This window comes from Pseudomonas sp. 1L-B-1-E-C1 (genome assembly GCF_057291835.1).
In genome coordinates this window covers 198543-216494 of sequence record NZ_JBXAWN010000009.1, presented here as the reverse complement: position 1 = coordinate 216494, position 17952 = coordinate 198543, and the positions used below count along the sequence as shown (strand labels likewise).

The 17952-nt window shown below is 55.6% G+C and carries 16 protein-coding genes; 11 read left to right on the top strand and 5 right to left on the bottom strand.

Annotation, left to right across the window (positions count from 1 at the left end; all coding sequences use genetic code 11):
• The first annotated feature begins 113 nt into the window (after positions 1-113).
• Both AC0Z4S_RS17405 and AC0Z4S_RS17400 read left to right on the top strand, forming a co-directional pair.
• Entirely contained in the window at positions 114-551 is a 438-nt protein-coding gene (locus AC0Z4S_RS17405) for a type II secretion system protein N (RefSeq protein WP_485623901.1), read from the top strand.
• Positions 552-905: 354 nt separating this feature from the next.
• Entirely contained in the window at positions 906-2573 is a 1668-nt protein-coding gene (locus AC0Z4S_RS17400) for a TIGR04141 family sporadically distributed protein (protein WP_485623900.1), read from the top strand.
• Positions 2574-2977: 404 nt separating this feature from the next.
• Here the strand turns inward: AC0Z4S_RS17400 and AC0Z4S_RS17395 are convergent, their stop codons facing one another.
• Complete coding sequence (locus AC0Z4S_RS17395; RefSeq protein WP_485623899.1) at positions 2978-3583, bottom strand: hypothetical protein; 606 nt, start codon at positions 3581-3583, stop codon at positions 2978-2980.
• Between the two features lies 1 nt (position 3584).
• Positions 3585-5033 (bottom strand): AAA family ATPase, encoded by a 1449-nt coding sequence (locus AC0Z4S_RS17390; protein ID WP_485623898.1) that lies wholly within the window; start codon positions 5031-5033, stop codon positions 3585-3587.
• A gap of 784 nt (positions 5034-5817) precedes the next feature.
• Between AC0Z4S_RS17390 and AC0Z4S_RS17385 the strand changes: the two genes are divergently transcribed.
• Positions 5818-6177 carry a DUF6124 family protein gene (locus AC0Z4S_RS17385; RefSeq protein ID WP_016774969.1) on the top strand — a complete coding sequence of 120 codons (360 nt, stop codon included), beginning with the start codon at positions 5818-5820 and terminating at the stop codon, positions 6175-6177.
• A 76-nt stretch (positions 6178-6253) separates the two neighbouring features.
• Here AC0Z4S_RS17385 and AC0Z4S_RS17380 read toward each other — a convergent pair whose 3' ends face one another.
• The 3 genes from AC0Z4S_RS17380 to gspI form a co-directional block, all read right to left on the bottom strand.
• The gene (locus tag AC0Z4S_RS17380) at positions 6254-6493 is read right to left on the bottom strand and encodes a hypothetical protein (RefSeq protein ID WP_485623897.1); all 240 of its coding nucleotides are present in this window, start codon (positions 6491-6493) and stop codon (positions 6254-6256) included.
• Positions 6494-6531: 38 nt separating this feature from the next.
• The gene (locus AC0Z4S_RS17375; protein ID WP_485623896.1) at positions 6532-7263 is read right to left on the bottom strand and encodes a hypothetical protein; all 732 of its coding nucleotides are present in this window, start codon (positions 7261-7263) and stop codon (positions 6532-6534) included.
• Positions 7264-7532: 269 nt separating this feature from the next.
• A complete protein-coding gene (gene gspI / locus AC0Z4S_RS17370; RefSeq protein WP_485623895.1) occupies positions 7533-7907 on the bottom strand; it encodes a type II secretion system minor pseudopilin GspI in 375 nt (124 codons plus the stop codon).
• Between the two features lie 148 nt (positions 7908-8055).
• Here gspI and gspG point away from each other — a divergent pair, with 148 nt between their 5' ends.
• From gspG to AC0Z4S_RS17330, 8 genes are all read left to right on the top strand, one after another.
• Positions 8056-8514, top strand: a complete 459-nt coding sequence (gspG, locus tag AC0Z4S_RS17365) for a type II secretion system major pseudopilin GspG (protein ID WP_042606813.1) — start codon at positions 8056-8058, stop codon at positions 8512-8514.
• Between the two features lie 47 nt (positions 8515-8561).
• Positions 8562-9482, top strand: coding sequence for a type II secretion system minor pseudopilin GspK (gspK, locus tag AC0Z4S_RS17360; protein WP_485623894.1), 921 nt, complete (start codon positions 8562-8564; stop codon positions 9480-9482).
• On the top strand, positions 9479-10600 hold the full coding sequence (gene gspL, locus AC0Z4S_RS17355) for a type II secretion system protein GspL (RefSeq protein ID WP_485623893.1): 1122 nt from the start codon (positions 9479-9481) through the stop codon (positions 10598-10600). Before gspK ends, gspL begins: the two co-directional genes overlap by 4 nt.
• Positions 10593-11141: a type II secretion system protein GspM gene (gene gspM, locus AC0Z4S_RS17350; protein WP_485623892.1), complete on the top strand. Its 549-nt coding sequence runs from the start codon at positions 10593-10595 to the stop codon at positions 11139-11141. Before gspL ends, gspM begins: the two co-directional genes overlap by 8 nt.
• Entirely contained in the window at positions 11138-13501 is a 2364-nt protein-coding gene (gspD, locus tag AC0Z4S_RS17345; RefSeq protein ID WP_485623891.1) for a type II secretion system secretin GspD, read from the top strand. The genes gspM and gspD overlap by 4 nt, the downstream gene beginning before the upstream one ends.
• A 151-nt stretch (positions 13502-13652) precedes the next feature.
• Positions 13653-15059, top strand: a complete 1407-nt coding sequence (gene gspE / locus AC0Z4S_RS17340) for a type II secretion system ATPase GspE (protein ID WP_485623890.1) — start codon at positions 13653-13655, stop codon at positions 15057-15059.
• Complete coding sequence (gene gspF, locus AC0Z4S_RS17335) at positions 15059-16270, top strand: type II secretion system inner membrane protein GspF (protein ID WP_485623889.1); 1212 nt, start codon at positions 15059-15061, stop codon at positions 16268-16270. The genes gspE and gspF overlap by 1 nt, the downstream gene beginning before the upstream one ends.
• Positions 16271-16743: 473 nt before the next feature.
• Entirely contained in the window at positions 16744-17847 is a 1104-nt protein-coding gene (locus AC0Z4S_RS17330) for a substrate-binding domain-containing protein (protein WP_485623888.1), read from the top strand.
• Positions 17848-17952 lie beyond the last annotated feature (105 nt).

Below are 17952 nucleotides of genomic sequence, written 5' to 3'. Positions count from 1 at the left end.
GCGCTCCTTGGCGTCCCACCCCATCGTGCCCGGCGAACATGTAAGGCATGTGAAATAAAACGGAGAGAATTGCCGCGTAGGCTGGCAACAGGGACAACAAGGAGCGACAACCCATGAAATTCACCGCACGGATTACCCCGGCGCAAACCATCCAGGCCCTGGCACTGCTCGCCGCACTGGTTGGCGTCGCGACGTGGTCGTCGCTGCTGCTGACCACGGCGGAATCGCACACCCCAGCGGCGACACCGCAAGTGCTCGCGGCGAGGAGCGATAGCCCGGCGTTGCAGTGGTTCTCCAATGAGACCGCACCGGTGGACATCAAGGTGAGTGGGGTGATCGCCGGAGGAAGTGGGACGGTGGCGATATTGAGTTTGAATGATGGCGCGCCGAGAAGTTTTTTGGTGGGGGAGAAGGTTGGGGTTGGGGTGAGGTTGGTGGGTGTTGAGGGGGATGGGGTGGTGATTGAGCGGGGTGGGGAGAGGGTGCGGTTGGGGGTTGAGAGGTTGGGGGAGGGGGTGGAGATGCCGAGGCTGATCCGGCCGGAATTGTAGAGTGGGGAAAAAGGGAGAGCCCCGAGGTCTTAGCATTTGCTTTTGCCCAGAAACCAGTAATTTGTTCGTCCGTTATCGGCCATAAGCAGACTGTCGTGGGGCGGCCATATGATCGAAAATGAGAGTTATTGAACAGACAGTTATCCATCGAATCATTTCGGACATCTTAAAGAAAGGGCGATGATTCGTCGGTACTGGTCTATGCTTGTAATCGGAGCGGATAAAGGTAGGCATTTCAGAGCACCCAGCACCCAGCAGCTAGCAGCTAGCAGCGCAGAAGCTAAATTGGAAACCGAATACTTACTAAAGTGACAACAAACAGATATTGAATATTCGACGTTAGGAGAAGCTGCTATGCTGATAGGAAGCAACGTCACAACCGCGTCTAATTATCCAGTTTCTTGCGCACAAAATATCAAAAAAGAGCGAAAAGAAAAGCTATCAATTTACTTAGCAAAAAACCCGAATAGTCTAGACTTCGATCTATTAAAACTGGAAAGCACCAATCCGCCGATTGAGCTTCGTATTCCCGGATTAGAAGCATCAAATTTATATATAAAAAAGGAGCCTCCAAAACACTCGCCCCCATGGACTCAACTGTTCACATCAAGACCTGAAGTTCCTTTTGATGCCTTTGGCAATAGCAGTAGCGTTGGAGCCGTTCTTTGCATTACAGCGCATGAGAATAAATTCCTACTGACATTTGGCACAGGATTTCATCTTTTACAAGAAGACTCAATAGAGCGCGACTTTGGATTGCGCGTCACCTTGAACTCAGTGGATCCAGATAAGCTTAGAAGCTTAGACAAGTCAAGTTACGATCATAACCCTCTAAACTCACGAACCCAGAGCACTAAAGAAGTTGATATATTTGACCTACATATAGATTCTGATTTGGAAATGCTATACGCCGTCACTGGACTTTCAACCGTCGAGCTATTCGGATCTCACGTTACTGGGAGGGACGCTCTAACTGTAATCACTGGTACACAGCTGAATGAGGTAGAAAAAATCCTTGAAGAGGCGCTCAATAAGTACAAGCAGAAACTTCCAGATAGCTTTGAATGGGTGGACAATGTAAATAAGGTTAGAGACCACGACGAGATTAAGATTCTCGATCTTGAATTAGAAAAAATACTTAGCGGTCCAGACTTTTCCTGTTTGTGGCTTGGCGAACCAGAAATTGTAGACTGGGAAGAACAGATCGGCTACTCGTTTGATTTGTACGCGCGCAGTGAACGTTACGCAGTACTTGAATTGCCACAGCTTCTATCGTACATCAATAGTAAATCGTTACCCATTTCTGTTGAAACTCTTAAGCACACCTCAATCCACGTTAATAACGCACAATATCATGCTATTAAAAGCTGGAGTGCTTACAAGTGTCTTTATGCTGAGATCAAGTATGGCGCTGATCAATTTATCCTGAGAAGTTCAACTTGGTATAAGGTTAATAGTGAGTTCTTAACATCTGTAGACGCGAGCTTATCAAGCCTTGAGTTATACAGGTATTGCTTCCCTACTTACAACGAAGATCGAGAAGAAGATTACAACCTGGCTTTAACCAGTGATCCGTCATTCGAGTTGCTCGACAAGAAAAATATTAAGGTAGGAGGGGCATATGACAAGCTAGAGCTTTGTGATTTAGTTCGAAACGGAAAAGACTTAATCCATGTTAAATATTATAGAAGCTCGAGCACGTTAAGTCACTTATTCTCACAAGGTTGCGTGTCGGCCGAGGCATTCGTTAGGAATGCTGAGTTTAGAAAAAAGCTTAACGCTAAGCTTCCACAATCCATACAGTTAGCAGACCCTGCTCTGCGCCCAGACCCCGCAAGCTATAAAATAGTTTACGCTATTGCGACGACAAAAAAACTGCCTCTAGAGTTGCCTTTTTTTTCAAAAGTAACTTTGAAGAACGCCCTCAAAGTTCTTCGAGGATTGAACTACTCAGTTGAAATTATCGCGATTGATATTGATCCAGTTCTTAAAATAAGAAAAAAATACAAATCAAAACAATAATTTTAGGATTCGAATATTGCGGTGGAGGACTTCCACCTCAGATATTAAGTCAGAGTTTGAGCAGTAATCCGTGATTAGCTGGATTCGTATCATGGATACGCTAACGTTATCTGTGGTCGTTTAAGGCAAACAGCCGTCACATCAGCGACAATTATCCCCTCGGGCAACCGGAGGGGACCTTGCCTTCATACCCACTCTCTAGAAGAGTTCGCGAGCGGTCGCCCCAAAAAAATTCCCACGCCGTCTAAAAACGGCGATACAGATTAACTGATAGCCCTACAGACGTTCGTTGCTTTGCAGCTTGATGAAACATCGGATAAATTTCTCTATAAGTCTAAAATCACAATGACCCAAATCCAAAAGCTAATATAAACAATTAGGCTTGAGTCATATAAGCTAGAATCTTAATCTGGTAAAAAATCAGTGAAGTGATCGCACTCAATTTTAGGCGGAGACACCATCGGAACGATATATCTTGTAATGCCTTGAAACGTGTATGGGCGAAAAGTTGAGACAAACTCAGTCAGCACACCTCTTAGTGCATCCTTTGCCTGTATCTTACGAGCAAGGGCCTCTGGGTCATCGATGCTTGACCTGATATTTGTTGGATCACAGACCAACCACAGTGATAAGTCTTTTAAAGTGTAATCAAAATCCAAAAAAATGTGCTTAAAGTCGTCAATTAAAAACCTTGAAAACATAGTGTCGAACTTCTCTACGATGTCGGATCTTCTAATATATTTGAGCGGAGATGACTTGAGCTCCGCTATATACATAAATATCTCTTCATTGTTTTTTACAATGACAACTCCATCTGGTGATTTAGGTGGAGTAGCAAAGTCTTGGGTATTGTAAAACGCGTCGGGCTTCAATATTGCGACCCGCTCATAGTCTATATCGCCATCAGCAGCGGTTAAGGTTTCACCAAAAGATACCTTGATGCCTTCCTCTTCCAAGCTGCCTGCACTTATTCCAAACGCCAATGGGTCTTGATTAATATGATTGATCATTTCAAAACTCGATATTGGAAAACAGTTCCATTTTTTCGTTTAGGAGTTTTTCAGAGGCGTCAACAAAATTTTGATCATCCAATCCAAATTCATTTATTTCAAGTGACACGCCGATCGTCCCTTCATCGGTCTCCTCAAATATGTCACATTTTACATTGTCCGCTGCCAGTTTTTTCGAAATGACAATATTGCTAAGTTTATTAAATACGTAATTACTATGAGAGGTCATAATAATTTTTACACCAAAGTTAGAAAGCTCGGCGTAGATTTCAGTCATTTTTATTTGATTTTCCGGATGAAGATGCGCTTCCGGTTCTTCTATTATCAGAATTGGTGTGGCTACTCTTTCTTTGAGTGATGTTCTGGTCAGAGCGGCAGTCACTGCTTTGTCTTGCACGGGTTCTGCTGAAAGTATATATCGAATGTAAGCTACGATGGGGCCAATCTCGGATACCATAGAGGATGTAGCGGATAACTCTAAGCGCAAATCTGTATTGTCGGGTATATAATAAAGTTTTTTGGTATTAGACTCAAAAACAATTTTCCCCTTCAGAATATCGGCTTCAATTTTCTTTGCTATTTTTTCATGAAAACATTCAGGGTTGTAAATGTACGCTTTTTCGTTGATCTCGGTGAGCTTCAAATAATACTCACTAAGCTGCCATGAAATCCCAGGCAATTCTATTTTCGAGTTTAAGAATGTACGTTTTTTTGAAAGTTCTGCAATGATGGCGCCGAACGAGGACAAGGCCTGATATAGACCTGACCTGGAGGCAGGAAGGTAATAAATATTCGAAATTACAGCGGCGGGCACGACGATTGAAGCAAAGGCCTGAGCGATACTAGACATCCGGATTTCTTTTATGCTATTAGCCGGATCATTGGACTTTCTTTGATAAACGACGGTTTTAGCAATCTTTCGTTTCGTTTCTGCAGGCGCTGCCGACACTACCTTTAGGTTGTAAGACAGTGAGGTTGTCTTGAAACCTTCGCCATCATTTGTAAGAGCAAATTGTATTCCAGGAAGCTCAAAGTGTATTGAGCACGGAGACTTTTTATTTCGCTGATTTAATATAGATTTAAATCCCGAATAAGAACTTTCAATTTTTTCATTGAAAGCAGCAGCTATGGTTTTATCAAAAGTGGCGCTTGCAGACTCCTCAAAAAACCTCTTGACATCCAGATCTTGCGAAGGATCGTCTTTAAGTTTTTTCTTATATGTCTTTTCTAAAGACTCATTAAACTCAAAATCTGAGTCTATTAGCTCGATTTGAGAAAATACACTCATCATCAATGCACGACTTTCCAGAAGCGAGCATATTGCCAAGTAATAAGCAGTTAATGCATATGACTTGCCGATATTATTGGTACCAACAATTAGATGCATGGGGCACTTTAAGTCAAATACAAAATTTTTGACTGGGCCAAAATTTCTAATTTCAATTTTCATTACATTCCCTGCACTGAAATCACATCGCGCGTTGTGTAAAAAGTCTGATCTTCTTTAGATCATATCAAAAAAATTCGGAACTCGTGACAGCTAAAAATGAATTGGACGACATTATATTTAACCTTTCCCGCTGCTGAACGCGCTGGCCTCGCGGAGGACTCCTCGCTGTCATCTGCCGACGCGACTATCCGCCATGCTGCTGGTGTCGGGCTCGATTTGCATCGCAACGGTGTACCGGCTTCGAATTCACGTTCGGCATACGGTTAGGTTCGAATTTCTCCAGTCACTGGAAAGCCCCAGTACAAGCCATATTCATCATTACTATGATCGACCGCTTCTGGCCGAAAACTGCCATTTTCACGCGTTAAGTCAGCACGACAGGCCGATAAGGGACGCATCTGTCCCGCCCAACGTTGAGCAATTGCGCCTCATAAACATAAATGTTTAAAAAGACATCTCCTGTCACGCTATCAGGCTACATATCCTTGCGCCTTTGCCTACAGCTACGCCAGAATCCGCCGGCTTGTGGGCTTTGTACCTGGTCTATATCGTCTATGGGTCGCTGGCAACCCAGCGACCGGGTTTAGCGACTCGACCAGGTATAAGTTCAACGACGCTCCAGTTTGTCGCGTTTGCGATGACGCTATGGTGGCTGTGCGTGGGAGACCTTCGGGTCTGCCGGGTCTTATACCTCTCGGTTCGCTAACCCGCGCACAGCTGCCACCCTTACTTGTTTAGCGACAGGTTTTGGTGGTTCCACCAGGTATAAAAATGGAGCTTCACCATGATCAAACCAACACCCAACCCGCCCGAAACCGATCCGACGTCTCCCTACGAATCCCTCGATTCCAACAAACTCCACGAAGCCGCTGACCGCGCGCTCGATCATTACCTGTCGCCAAACAATCTCCTGCCTCCGCCGCGCAAGGCGCGTGGCATGTATGCGGTGACGGCGGATACCAAGAATGAAGAACTGCTGGCCGATGCGAGTGAAACGCTTGCTTCGGCGAAGACGATTGCTCAGGACATTTCCAGTTTGCTGCCAGCGCCGCAGCGGCGGGCGTTGTTGGGGGTTGCTCAACTGATCATGCTGGGGGAGCTGGCGGTGAATCGGGTGATGGATAATTTGGAGGTGGCGGGGTGAGGTAGATGACCGGGGGCGCCAGATAGGTGATTTGTCGTCAGAGCTGGCGCCTTCGCGATTCTATCTCGTGGCCCCGTTACTCATCCCATCCGTGCTTTGCGTAGGACATCAGATCATGCTCCGGAAAGTCTGTCCGGTATTCACCCCACTCCATGAAGGAATAGTATTTGGTCATCGCCTCGAAGTAACTGTCAGCTTCGACTGTCCAGATCAGCTGGGAGTTTGGTGAAAGTAGACTGCGCGCGTCATCACCGTGAATTCCGGCCAGGCAGAAAGTCTGGCAACCATCAGGTTCCAACCAAAGTTCATGTTTCATACTCATAGCTCGTTTTCCCCTGCCTTTATGGCGCTGACCTACGCCAGTGCAGCTTCGTCGACCGCAGCCATCGCTTCCCTGCGCTTCGCAATTAGCTCAAGCCTGTCCGAACCCGAAAGACGTTTTCCTGGTGTAGGCAAGGCGGAAGCTGTGGCTTCGCACCAACGTGAATACAGAGCGCTGGTACTAGCGAAATCTGCTAGTTGCGCCTTGCGCGCCAATGCCTTCTCAATCTGCTCAGCGATAATGGGATTGACTTTGGAGTAAGCAAACTGCGAAGAAGGGTGATTAACCACTGCCACAGATATACCGCCCGCTAGCGCGGTAACTCGACCTCTGTTTCGTTTGCTGAAGCAGACGATCAACTCTGGTGCCAGCACCTCCAAGACTTCAGTAAACGATTGCTTACCTTTCTCCCAAGCTGCGGCCGATGGCGGTTTGCGGATGCCGGGTAAAAACTCTTGGATGAAATTGTAGTAGGCAATGCTATGCCAAAAATCACTCCTATCTGCTTTGGAAAAGTGCTTTTTAGCATTCAGGATAGAAGCCATTATTTTGGTGAAATGTGCATGTTGCCGAAGCTTAGCTGTCGCTTGAGGGTGTTTCTGACCCAAGGCCAGGGCCTTCAATACCTCGGGTGTGGCTGTCGGGCGTTCATGTTCTTTGGCGCCATAGTGAGATTCGCAGACCACGAGAATGCGTAGACCGTGGATGCCGCGCTCGTAATGGGCGCCGATCCATGGTGCAAAACGGACTGTAGATTTGCTCATTGCCGTCCTTAGTTTGTTTGCTCAGGCCAACACTTCTGGCACAACCGTAATCACATCATTATTTTTCAATACTAGCGACCGGATTTTGAAGCCGGATTGGATGCCGTCATGGGCGCTGGAATTTGTAGAACCTGGCTGGTAAGGCTGGCGGAGGCACATGTGACCATTTCGGTGCCTGATACTGCGCCTTCGCGAGCAGGCTCGCTCCCACAGGGGATTTTTGTTGGTTGCGGGAGGGAAGATCAAAAGATCGCAGCCTTCGGCAGCTCCTACTGGGGGTGGGTTAGCAGGGTTTCTAGTTTTGCGAGTGGCGGCGCGTCCTGGTTGCGATCAAATACTTGGATTCCAATCCTGAGCAGCCGTCCATTTTCTGCGGTAGCGATCACCTGTTCACAGCGCAACAACAGTCTTCCTTGATCACATTCAACAGCCTTCATCCCATTCGGCAATCGCCCCTCCAGGCGTAGCTCAGCCATTCGGCTCTGCGCCGCAATCAGCGCAATCGATCTATCCCGCAACACCCCATTACTCTGCGTCATCAACCCCGCCACCCGCACGGCGGCTGACATGGCCACGGCGATGATCGCCAGTGCCACCAGCACTTCAATCAGGGTGAATCCTTGCTCTCGCGAACGCGCGCGCATACATGGCCCAAAACCAAAACCCAGCCCTCGACGCTAACCCCCGTCCTTGACGGCTTGACGACGGAAACACCCGAGGATTTTCAACATCCCTGACATATCTTCTTGCAACACTGCGCGTCGAAATCAGGTCAAGCCAGGGAATGTCGAGATGGATATCGCACCTTTGAAAACGCTCAGTCAGTCGCCGCGCATGCCGCGGAGCCAGCAGGGTTTTACCTTGATCGAGATCATGGTGGTGGTGGTGATTCTGGGGATTCTGGCGGCGATGGTGGTGCCCAAGGTGCTCGACCGGCCGGATCAGGCGCGGGCGACGGCGGCGAAGCAGGATATTGGTGGGTTGATGCAGGCGTTGAAGTTGTATCGCCTCGATCACGGTACCTATCCGAGCATGAATCAGGGACTGAAGGTGTTGGTCGAGCGGCCGGCGGATGCGAAGAACAGCAACTGGCGTTCGTACCTGGAGCGTTTGCCGAACGACCCGTGGGGCCGGCCTTATCAGTACCTCAATCCGGGCGCGAATGGTGAGGTCGATATCTTTTCCCTCGGCGCCGATGGCCAGCCTGACGGCGATGGCGTGAATGCCGATATCGGTTCCTGGCAGTTGTAAGGCCGGCCGTGAACACAGGTTCGCTCAACGGGGCGAAGCAACGGGGCATGGCGATTATCAGCGCGTTGTTGATTGCCGCCGTGGTGGCGGTGATTGCGGCGGGGATGTTGACGCGCCAGAGCGTGGCGACCCGGGCGCTGGAGGCCGATCAGCAGCGGGTGCATGGGCGATGGGTGGCGCAGGGTGGTCTGGAGATGAGCCGGCAGTTGCTCTGGGATGCGCGGCTGCGTGATCCGTTGACCCGGCGTGATCAGCCTTGGGCGCAGCCGTTGCTGGCGGCGGGTTTTGCCGGGCGGCTGGAGGACGAGCAGGGGAAGTTCAACCTGCGCAATCTGGTGGCCAACGAGCGGATCGATGCGGCGCAGGTGCAGGCGTTCGAGCGGCTGTGCGAGTTGATCGGTGTGAGTGCCGTTGTCAGCCAGCGCATCCGCCAGCGAGTGATTGCTGGTTATCCGTATTTGCTGAATGCGCAGATTGGCGCGACTGGCAAAGCGGGTTTCGACAGTGGCCGCGCGACTTCGCCGGATGCCGCGCATAAACCGCAACCGCCGAAGGTGCCGATGCTGCGCACACTCGATGATCTGCGCAGCGTCGAAGGCGTGACCGATGCGCTGATCGGCCAACTGGCGCCGTACGTGACGGTGATTCCGGCGACGACGTGGATCAACGGCAACACCGCTACGGCGCAGGTGCTGGCGGCCTATGTGCCGGGGCTTTCGCTGGAGCGGGCGACGGCGTTGATTGCCGAGCGTGATGAGGGTCGCTGGTTCATCAATCGCGGCGACTTTGTGAATCGCTTGCGCATGCCGCAGATGGAAATGAGCAGCGTCAAGGTCGGCATCACCAGTGACTGGTTTCGTTTGCGCGGTGAAGCGCGGCGGGATCAGCGCCGGGTCAGCCTCGATGCTTTGCTGCACCGCAGCGAGGATCGGCTGCCGCAGGTGATCTGGTCGCGGGTGGGCGCATGAGTCAGTTGCGCATTGCGTTGCCGCCGCTGGCGGAGCTGGAGTTGCACAGCGAAGTGAACTGCGTTTGGCTGGATCGTCAGGGGCAGGTCACTCATGAAGAACGGCTCACTTTGAGTCAGTTGGGGCAACGGCCGAAGCAACCGCCGCTGCTGTGTTTTTTGCACCCGGCGGACAGTTTGCTCGCCAGCATCGATCTGCCGCCGTTGCCCGCGAGCAAGATTGTCGCGGCGGTGCAGTGCGCGGCGCAGGCGTTGATGCTCGGCGACAGCAGCCAGATGCATATCGGCCACAGCCCTCGCGATGCGGGCGGGCAGGTGCAGATTGCCTGGGTCTCGCGGCAGCATTTGCAGCGTCTGGTGGCGGTGCTGAAGCAGGCGGGATTGAGCCTGCGCGGTTTGTATCCGGCGCCGTATAGCTTGCCGGTGCTGCCGGGGGTTGTCGCTTGTGTGGCGGACGGTCACGTACTCAAACGCGAGAGTTTGAACAGTGCGCAGGTTGAGCCGTTGCTCGGTGACGAAGTTGATGAGGCATCGTTCGCAGCCGGATCAACTCAACGCTGGATCGGCCCCTTGCCTGGCTGGGGTTTGCACGGCGGTCTGCAGCAAACCGGCGGCGAGCAACGCGGCTGGGGTCGTGCTATTGGGTGTGTGGCTTTGGCGGCGGCGGTCTGGGTGTTCGGCCTGAATCTGTACGCCGCCCGCGAAGCGCGGCAGGGGCAGCAGTTGAAGGCGCAGATGAGTCAGCGGGTGAAGCAGGCGTTTCCCGAATTACCGGTGATTCTCAACCCGCTGCAACAGGCGCGTCAGCAACTGGAGCAGCGGCAAAAAGGCGCGGTCGATGACCCGGCGCAGAACTTCAATCGGCTGGTGTTGCAGGCCGGCACGGGCATGCCGTTCATGACCGGCAGTGTCGAGCGCCTGACTTACCGCGACGGCGCTTTGCAACTGGCGCTGCTCAGCGATGCAAACCGTGGCGGTAGCGACAAGGACTGGCAAAGCATGTTGGCCCAGGCCGGCATCAGCGTCACTGCCGATGACCAAGGCTGGACCTTGCGCCCGACCGATGAATCCAGCGCCAACACCAACGAAGACGACGACAGCGGAGCAGACGATGAGTAGGGCGACGCTGGCGATTTACCGTGCGCGCTGGCAGCGCTTCAGCAGCCAGTTGCAGGCGCGTTGGCAGCCGTTGGCGCTGCGCGAAAAACACATGGTCGGCGGCATGGCCGTGGTGCTGATCGGTGTGCTGATCTGGCTGACGCTGGTCAAGCCGCCAATTGCCAAGATCACTTTTTGGCAGAGCGAAACGCCCAAGTTGCGCGCGCAAACCGAAGCACTGGAAGTGCTGTTGCGCAGCGTTAATGTGCGTCCGCAAGGGCAAAGCGTTGGCGAGTCGCTGGAGCAAAGTCTGCAAGCGGCGGGGCTGGCCGGGCATTACCAATTACAAGCGGCGGAGGGCAGCGCGTGGCAGTTGAATGTCGACGCCGCGCCGGCCGATGCGCTGCTCGACTGGCTGCTCAGCCAGCCGTCACAACTTTCTCTGCAGGTGGTCGAGGCGCAGTTGCAGCGCGCAAATGAGGCCTCGACCGACGTCAACGCCGGCACATTGTCAGGCACCGTTCGCATGGATCAGGCGCAGGGCGCTAAGGAAGCTTCATGAAGGAGTCACACTGCAAACCGGCACGTCTGGCGCTGCCGTTGTTGCTGATGGCATTGAGCGCGTGCAACAGCACCACGGCGCCGCAGAATCAGCCGCCGCTATTGGTCGACAGCGAACTCGGGCGGCCGCTGGCCAACACCCAGCGCAGCGGCGATGCGGTGGCCGATCGCGAACGGGCGCAGGCTCAGGCGCGGCCGGTGCCCAAGCAGTTGCACAACATCAGTCAGCGTGGGCGCAGTGCTGGCGTGGCGCCTAGCAACGCGACCCCGCGCAATCCGTTGGGCGAGCAGCCGGTGACGCTGAACTTCGTCGAGGCGGATATTCAGGCGGTGGTGCGTGCGCTGTCGCGTGCCACCGGGCAGCAGTTTCTCGTTGATCCTCGGGTCAAGGGCAATCTGACCCTGGTCTCGGAAGGTCAGGTGCCGGCCCGTCAGGCTTACGACATGCTGCTCGCGGCGTTGCGCATGCAAGGCTTCAGCGTGGTCGATGTCGGCGGCGTTGCGCAGGTGGTTCCCGAGGCCGACGCGAAACTGCTCGGCGGGCCGATCTATAGCGCCGACAAACCGGCCGGCAACGGCATGCTCACGCGCACGTTTCGCCTGCAATACGAGAACGCGGTAAACCTGATCCCGGTGCTGCGCCCGATCGTCTCGCCGAACAATCCGATCAATGCTTATCCCGGCAACAACACCGTGGTCATCACCGATTACGCCGAGAACCTCACCCGTGTCGCGCAGCTGATCGAGAGCATCGACACGCCGAGCGCGATCGACACCGATGTAGTGCAAATCCAGAACGGCATCGCCGCCGATATCGCACCGATGGTGGCCGACTTGCTCGACGCGCCGGGCAATGATCCGACGCAGAAAATCGCGGTGATTGGCGACCCGCGCTCGAACACCATCATCATCCGCGCCGGCAGCCCCGAGCGCACCGAGCTGGCGCGCAACCTGATCTACAAACTCGACAACGCCCAGAGCAATCCGAGCAATCTGCATGTGGTTTATCTGCGCAACGCCCAGGCGGCGAAACTGGCGCAGGCCTTGCGCGGTTTGCTTACCGGCGAAAGTGACAGCGGCAGCGGCGACGCGGCGCGATCGGTGCTCAGCGCGATGGGCAGTAGCACTGGCGGCAACAATGGGCAGAACGGCCAGAGCAGCACGCCGAGCACGGGCACGACAACCTCGACTGGCAGCGGCGCAACCGGCGGCAGCTATGCGCAGGGCAGTGGCGGCGCGGCCAGCAGTGGCGGCACGCAGAGCAGTGAGCAGAACGTGGCTTTCAGCGCTGGCGGCGTGACGATTCAGGCCGATGCCACCACCAACACGCTGCTGATTTCCGCACCGGAACCGCTGTATCGCAATCTGCGTGAGGTTATCGATTTGCTTGACCAGCGCCGTGCGCAAGTGGTGATCGAAAGCCTGATCGTTGAGGTTGGCGAGGACGATGCCAGTGAATTCGGTGTGCAATGGCAGACCGGCAATCTTGGCGGCAAAGGCGTGATCGGTGGCGCCAATCTCGGCGGCGCGGGTCTCAACACCGGTGCCAAGAACAGCATCGACGTACTGCCGCAGGGTTTGAACCTTGGCTATGTCAACGGCACGGTCGACATTCCCGGCATCGGCAAGATTCTCGACCTGAAAGTGCTGGCCCGGGCGCTGAAGAGCAAGGGCGGCACCAACGTGCTGTCGACGCCGAACCTGCTGACCCTGGACAACGAAGCGGCGAGCATTTTTGTCGGCCAGACCATCCCGTTTGTCAGCGGCAGCTACGTCACCGGCGGCGGGGGCACCAGCAACAATCCGTTCCAGACCGTGACCCGCGAAGAGGTCGGCCTCAAGCTCAACGTGCGCCCGCAGATTTCCGAGGGTGGCACGGTCAAGCTGGATATCTATCAGGAAGTCAGCAGCATCGATGAGCGCGCGTCCAACAGCGTGACGTCGGCGGGCATCGTCACCAACAAACGCGCGATCGACACCAGCATTCTGCTCGACGACGGCCAGATCATGGTTCTCGGCGGGTTGCTGCAGGACGGTTACAGCCAGAGCAATGATGCGGTGCCGTGGCTGTCGACGATTCCGGGACTCGGCGCGCTGTTTCGCAACGAACGCCGGGGCATCACCAAGACCAACCTGATGGTGTTCCTGCGCCCGTACATCATTCGCGACAGCGAAGCGGGACGCAGCATCACCCTCAACCGTTACGACTTCATGCGCCGCGCTCAGGGCGGCTTGCAACCGGAACGCAGCTGGGCGATGCCGGACATGCAGGCGCCGCAATTGCCAGCGGCGGCGCAAGGCGTGCCGGCGGTTTTACCGTCGGGGCCGCGCGCCACGATCAAAGCGGTGCCCATCCAATGACTCTGACAGCACCTCTTGATTTGGAAAACGGACCTGTAGGAGCTGCCGAAGGCTGCGATCTTTTGCTTTTGGCTTTTTCGATGCCGCTGAAGATCAAGACCAAGATCAAAAGATCGCAGCCTTCGGCAGCTCCTACACGGAGGTGTGTGTCGTGAGTCGGTTGCCGTATGCCTGGGCCAAGGCGCAGCGGATTCTGCTGCGCGACGATGTGCTGACCGTGTGCCCATCGACACCGGGCTGGTCGATCAGTGAGGCGCGGCGTCAGTTCGGTGCGACCACGATACAGCGCGTGCGCGACGATGAACTGGATGGATTGCTCGCCAGCGCTTACGCCGACACCGGCAGTGCGGCGGCGGTGGTCGGCGCGGCGGAAAATGAAGTCGATCTCGATCGGCTGATGCAGGACATGCCGGAAATCACCGACCTGCTCGACACCCAGGACGGCGCGCCGGTGATTCGCATGATCAACGCCTTGCTCACCCAGGCCGCGCGCGACGAGGCCAGCGATATTCATATCGAACCGTTCGAAACCCATTCAGTGGTGCGCTATCGCGTCGACGGCACCCTGCGTGACGTGGTCTCGCCGCGCAAGGCGTTGCACGGCGCGCTGGTGTCGCGGATCAAGATCATGGCGCAGCTCGACATCGCCGAAAAACGCCTGCCGCAGGATGGGCGGATCGCTTTGCGCGTAGCGGGGCGGCCGATTGATATTCGTGTGTCGACGGTGCCGACCGGCCATGGCGAACGCGTGGTGATGCGCCTGCTCGACAAACAGGCCGGGCGTCTGCAGCTGGAAACCCTCGGCATGGACGCGCAGGTGCTGGCCAAACTCGACCACCTGATCCGCCAGCCCCACGGCATCGTCCTCGTCACGGGGCCGACCGGCAGCGGCAAAACCACCAGCCTCTACGCGGCGCTGGCTCGACTGGATGCGAGCACCAGCAACATCCTCACCGTGGAAGATCCGGTGGAATACGATTTGCCGGGGATCAGCCAGATTCAGGTCAACGCCAAGATCGACATGACCTTTGCTTTGGCACTGCGGGCGATTCTGCGCCAGGACCCGGACATCATCATGATCGGCGAAATCCGCGATCTCGAGACTGCGCAAATCGCCGTGCAGGCCTCGCTCACCGGGCACCTGGTGCTGGCGACGCTGCACACCAACGACGCGGTGTCGGCAGTCAATCGCCTGATCGATATGGGTGTTGAGCCGTTTCTCCTGGCCTCGTCGATGCTCGGCGTCCTCGCGCAACGTCTGGTGCGGCGCCTGTGCAATCAGTGCAAACAGGAAGACCCAGCCACGCCCGGCACTTGGCGCCCGGTCGGTTGCGCGGCGTGCAATCACACCGGTTACAGCGGCCGCACCGGCATCCACGAATTGTTCTGCATCGACGACGACATCCGCACGCTGATTCACCAAGGGGCAGGGGAGCAGGCCTTGCGCGCGGCGGCGTCGAAAGCTGGGATGTTCAGCCTGCGTGAGGACGGTGAACGCTGGATACGCAGCGGTGCCACCGCGCCGGAAGAAATCCTTCGCGTGACACGGGATGCCTGATGAATCGCTATCGCTTTGAAGCGGCGGATGCCACCGGGAAAATCGAGTCCGGGCACTTGGAGGCGGACAGCCAGAGCGCGGCGTTCAGTGCCTTGCGCGGACGCGGTTTGACGGCATTGTCGGTGCACGAAGAAAGCAATGTTGCCCGACAGGGTGGCGGGGGATTGTTCAGCGCCAAACTCTCCGACAACGACCTCGCCTGGGCCACCCGACAACTGGCAAGCCTGCTCGGCGCCAGTCTGCCGCTCGAAGCAGCGCTGAGCGCGACGGTTGAGCAGGCCGAGAAAAAACACATCGCCCACACCCTCAGCGCCGTGCGCGCCGATGTGCGCAGCGGCATGCGTCTGGCGGAATCGCTGGCGTCGCGGCCACGGGACTTTCCCGAAATTTACCGCGCGCTGATTGCCGCTGGCGAAGAGTCCGGCGATCTGGCGCAGGTGATGGAGCGACTGGCTGACTACATCGAGGAACGCAACAACCTGCGCGGCAAGATTCTTACCGCGTTCATCTATCCCGGTGTGGTCGGGCTGGTGTCGATCGGCATCGTGATTTTCCTGCTCAGCTACGTGGTGCCGCAGGTGGTCAGCGCGTTTTCCCAGGCGCGGCAGGATTTGCCGGGGCTGACATTGGCGATGCTTACCGCCAGTGATTTCATTCGTGCCTGGGGTTGGTTGTGCGCAGCGGTCATGGCCGGGGCATTCTGGAGCTGGCGTTTGTATTTGCGCAATCCGGCGGCGCGCCTGAGTTGGCATCACCGGGTGCTGAAGTTGCCGCTGTTCGGGCGTTTCATTCTCGGTCTGAACACCGCGCGTTTCGCCTCGACCCTGGCGATTCTCGGCGGCGCCGGCGTGCCTTTGCTGCGCGCGCTGGAAGCGGCGCGGCAGACACTGTCCAACGACCGCTTGAGCCTGAGCGTCAGCGAGGCCACGGCGAAGGTGCGCGAAGGCGTCAATCTCGCCGCCGCGCTGCGGGTAGAGAACGTGTTTCCGCCGGTGCTGATTCACCTGATCGCCAGCGGTGAGAAAACCGGCTCGCTGCCGCCGATGCTCGAGCGCGCGGCGCAGACGCTTTCCCGGGACATTGAACGACGAGCGATGGGCATGACCGCGTTGCTGGAGCCGCTGATGATTGTGGTGATGGGTGGGGTGGTTCTGGTGATTGTGATGGCGGTGTTGTTGCCGATTATCGAGATCAATCAGTTGGTCCAGTAGCGGTGTGTCTGAAGTACTGATGCTGTTTGGGCCGGCCCCTTCGCGAGCAAGCTCGCTCCCACAGTGTTCGGTGTTGTGAAGTAAATTGCATTAACAACATCAATCCCTGTGGGAGCGAGCTTGCTCGCGAAGAGGCCAGAGAGGGCAACAAACAATCCAATTTTTTTCCAGGACTTCAGCATCACCCGAGCCTCAAAAGAACCATCCTCGGGTTCTCCATTCTGTCATCTGCAACGACCCGTCACCGGCTCCAGCCCGATTCAGCGAAAACCCCGCTCTAGAGCGCCCGCCGATCACCGCAAACACCCGAGAAACCGGCGCAAAAATCCCCCCGCAGCTCCCGAGGTTTTTTCCTTTATCTGTCACCGGAAATTGCGAATTTCTCCCTGCGGCTCCACTGCGGTGGACCCTCCCGGTGTCATGCAAGCCTTCCGAAACCTGTGTTCCAAACCAAGTTGAAAAGGAGATTCTTCATGTTCAAGCGCACTCTGATCGCCGCCTCACTGACCGTCGCCGCTCTGGCATCCGCTCAAGCCATGGCCGTTACCGGTGGTGGTGCTTCCCTGCCTGCCGCTCTGTACAAAGGTTCTGCCAACAGCATCCTGCCTGCCAACTTCAGCTACGCCGTGACCGGCAGCGGCATCGGCAAAAGTGCTTTCCTGACCAACAACGCTGCCCAGTTCAGCACCACCGGTACCGTGCACTTTGCCGCTAGCGACTCGATCCTCAGCGCTGCGGAACTCAGCACCTACAACACCAACTTCGGTGCTTCGTACGGTCCGTTGATCCAGCTGCCATCGGTGGCCACTTCGGTAGCCATCCCGTACAAAAAAGCCGGCAACACCACCCTTAACCTTACCAGCGCTCAGTTGTGTGACGCGTTGTCGGGTACCAAGACTACCTGGGGCGCGCTGTTGGGTACTGCCGACACCACCGCCATCCGCGTGGTTTATCGCAGCACTTCGAGCGGCACCACCGAAATCCTCAGCCGTCACCTGAACGCGATCTGCCCGACCAAATTCGCGGTCAACACCACCTTCACCAACGCCCGTCTGCCATCCGGTTCCGCGCTGCCGTCGAACTGGGTAGGTGTGGCCAACACCGCTGATGTCGCCACTGCAGTCAATGCGGTTGACGGTTCGATCGGTTACGTCGGTCCAGACGGTGTCAACGCTGCGAGCAACGCTGTGGTTGCCCGCATCAACGGCGTTCAGCCAACCAGCGCCAACGTCAACACGGCACTGGCATCGGCCCAGCTGCCAACCAACCCGGCCAATCCTGCGCAGTGGTCGCCAGTGGTCGCCAACCCGTCCAGCGGTTACGCCATGGCGGCTTACACCAACTTCATCTTCGGCCAGTGCTACAAGGACGCAGCCGTGGCCGCCGATGTCAAAGCGTTCCTGACCCAGCACTACAGCACTCCGGGCAACGCCGTGGCCACTGCCGCTCACGGTTTCATTCCGGTTCCGACCAACTGGAAGTCGGCAGTGACCGCCAACTTCATCACCAACTCCACCGGCAACAACCTGAACATCAACAACGCCAGCGTCTGCAACGCTGTAGGTCGTCCTTTGTAAGTCCTGCTAAACGCGCAATGAAATGGCAGCAGCCTTCGGGCTACTGCCTTTTTTTTTGGGCCGATTTACACCTCAATCATGAAGTTTGTGTGACATCCGTTCGGT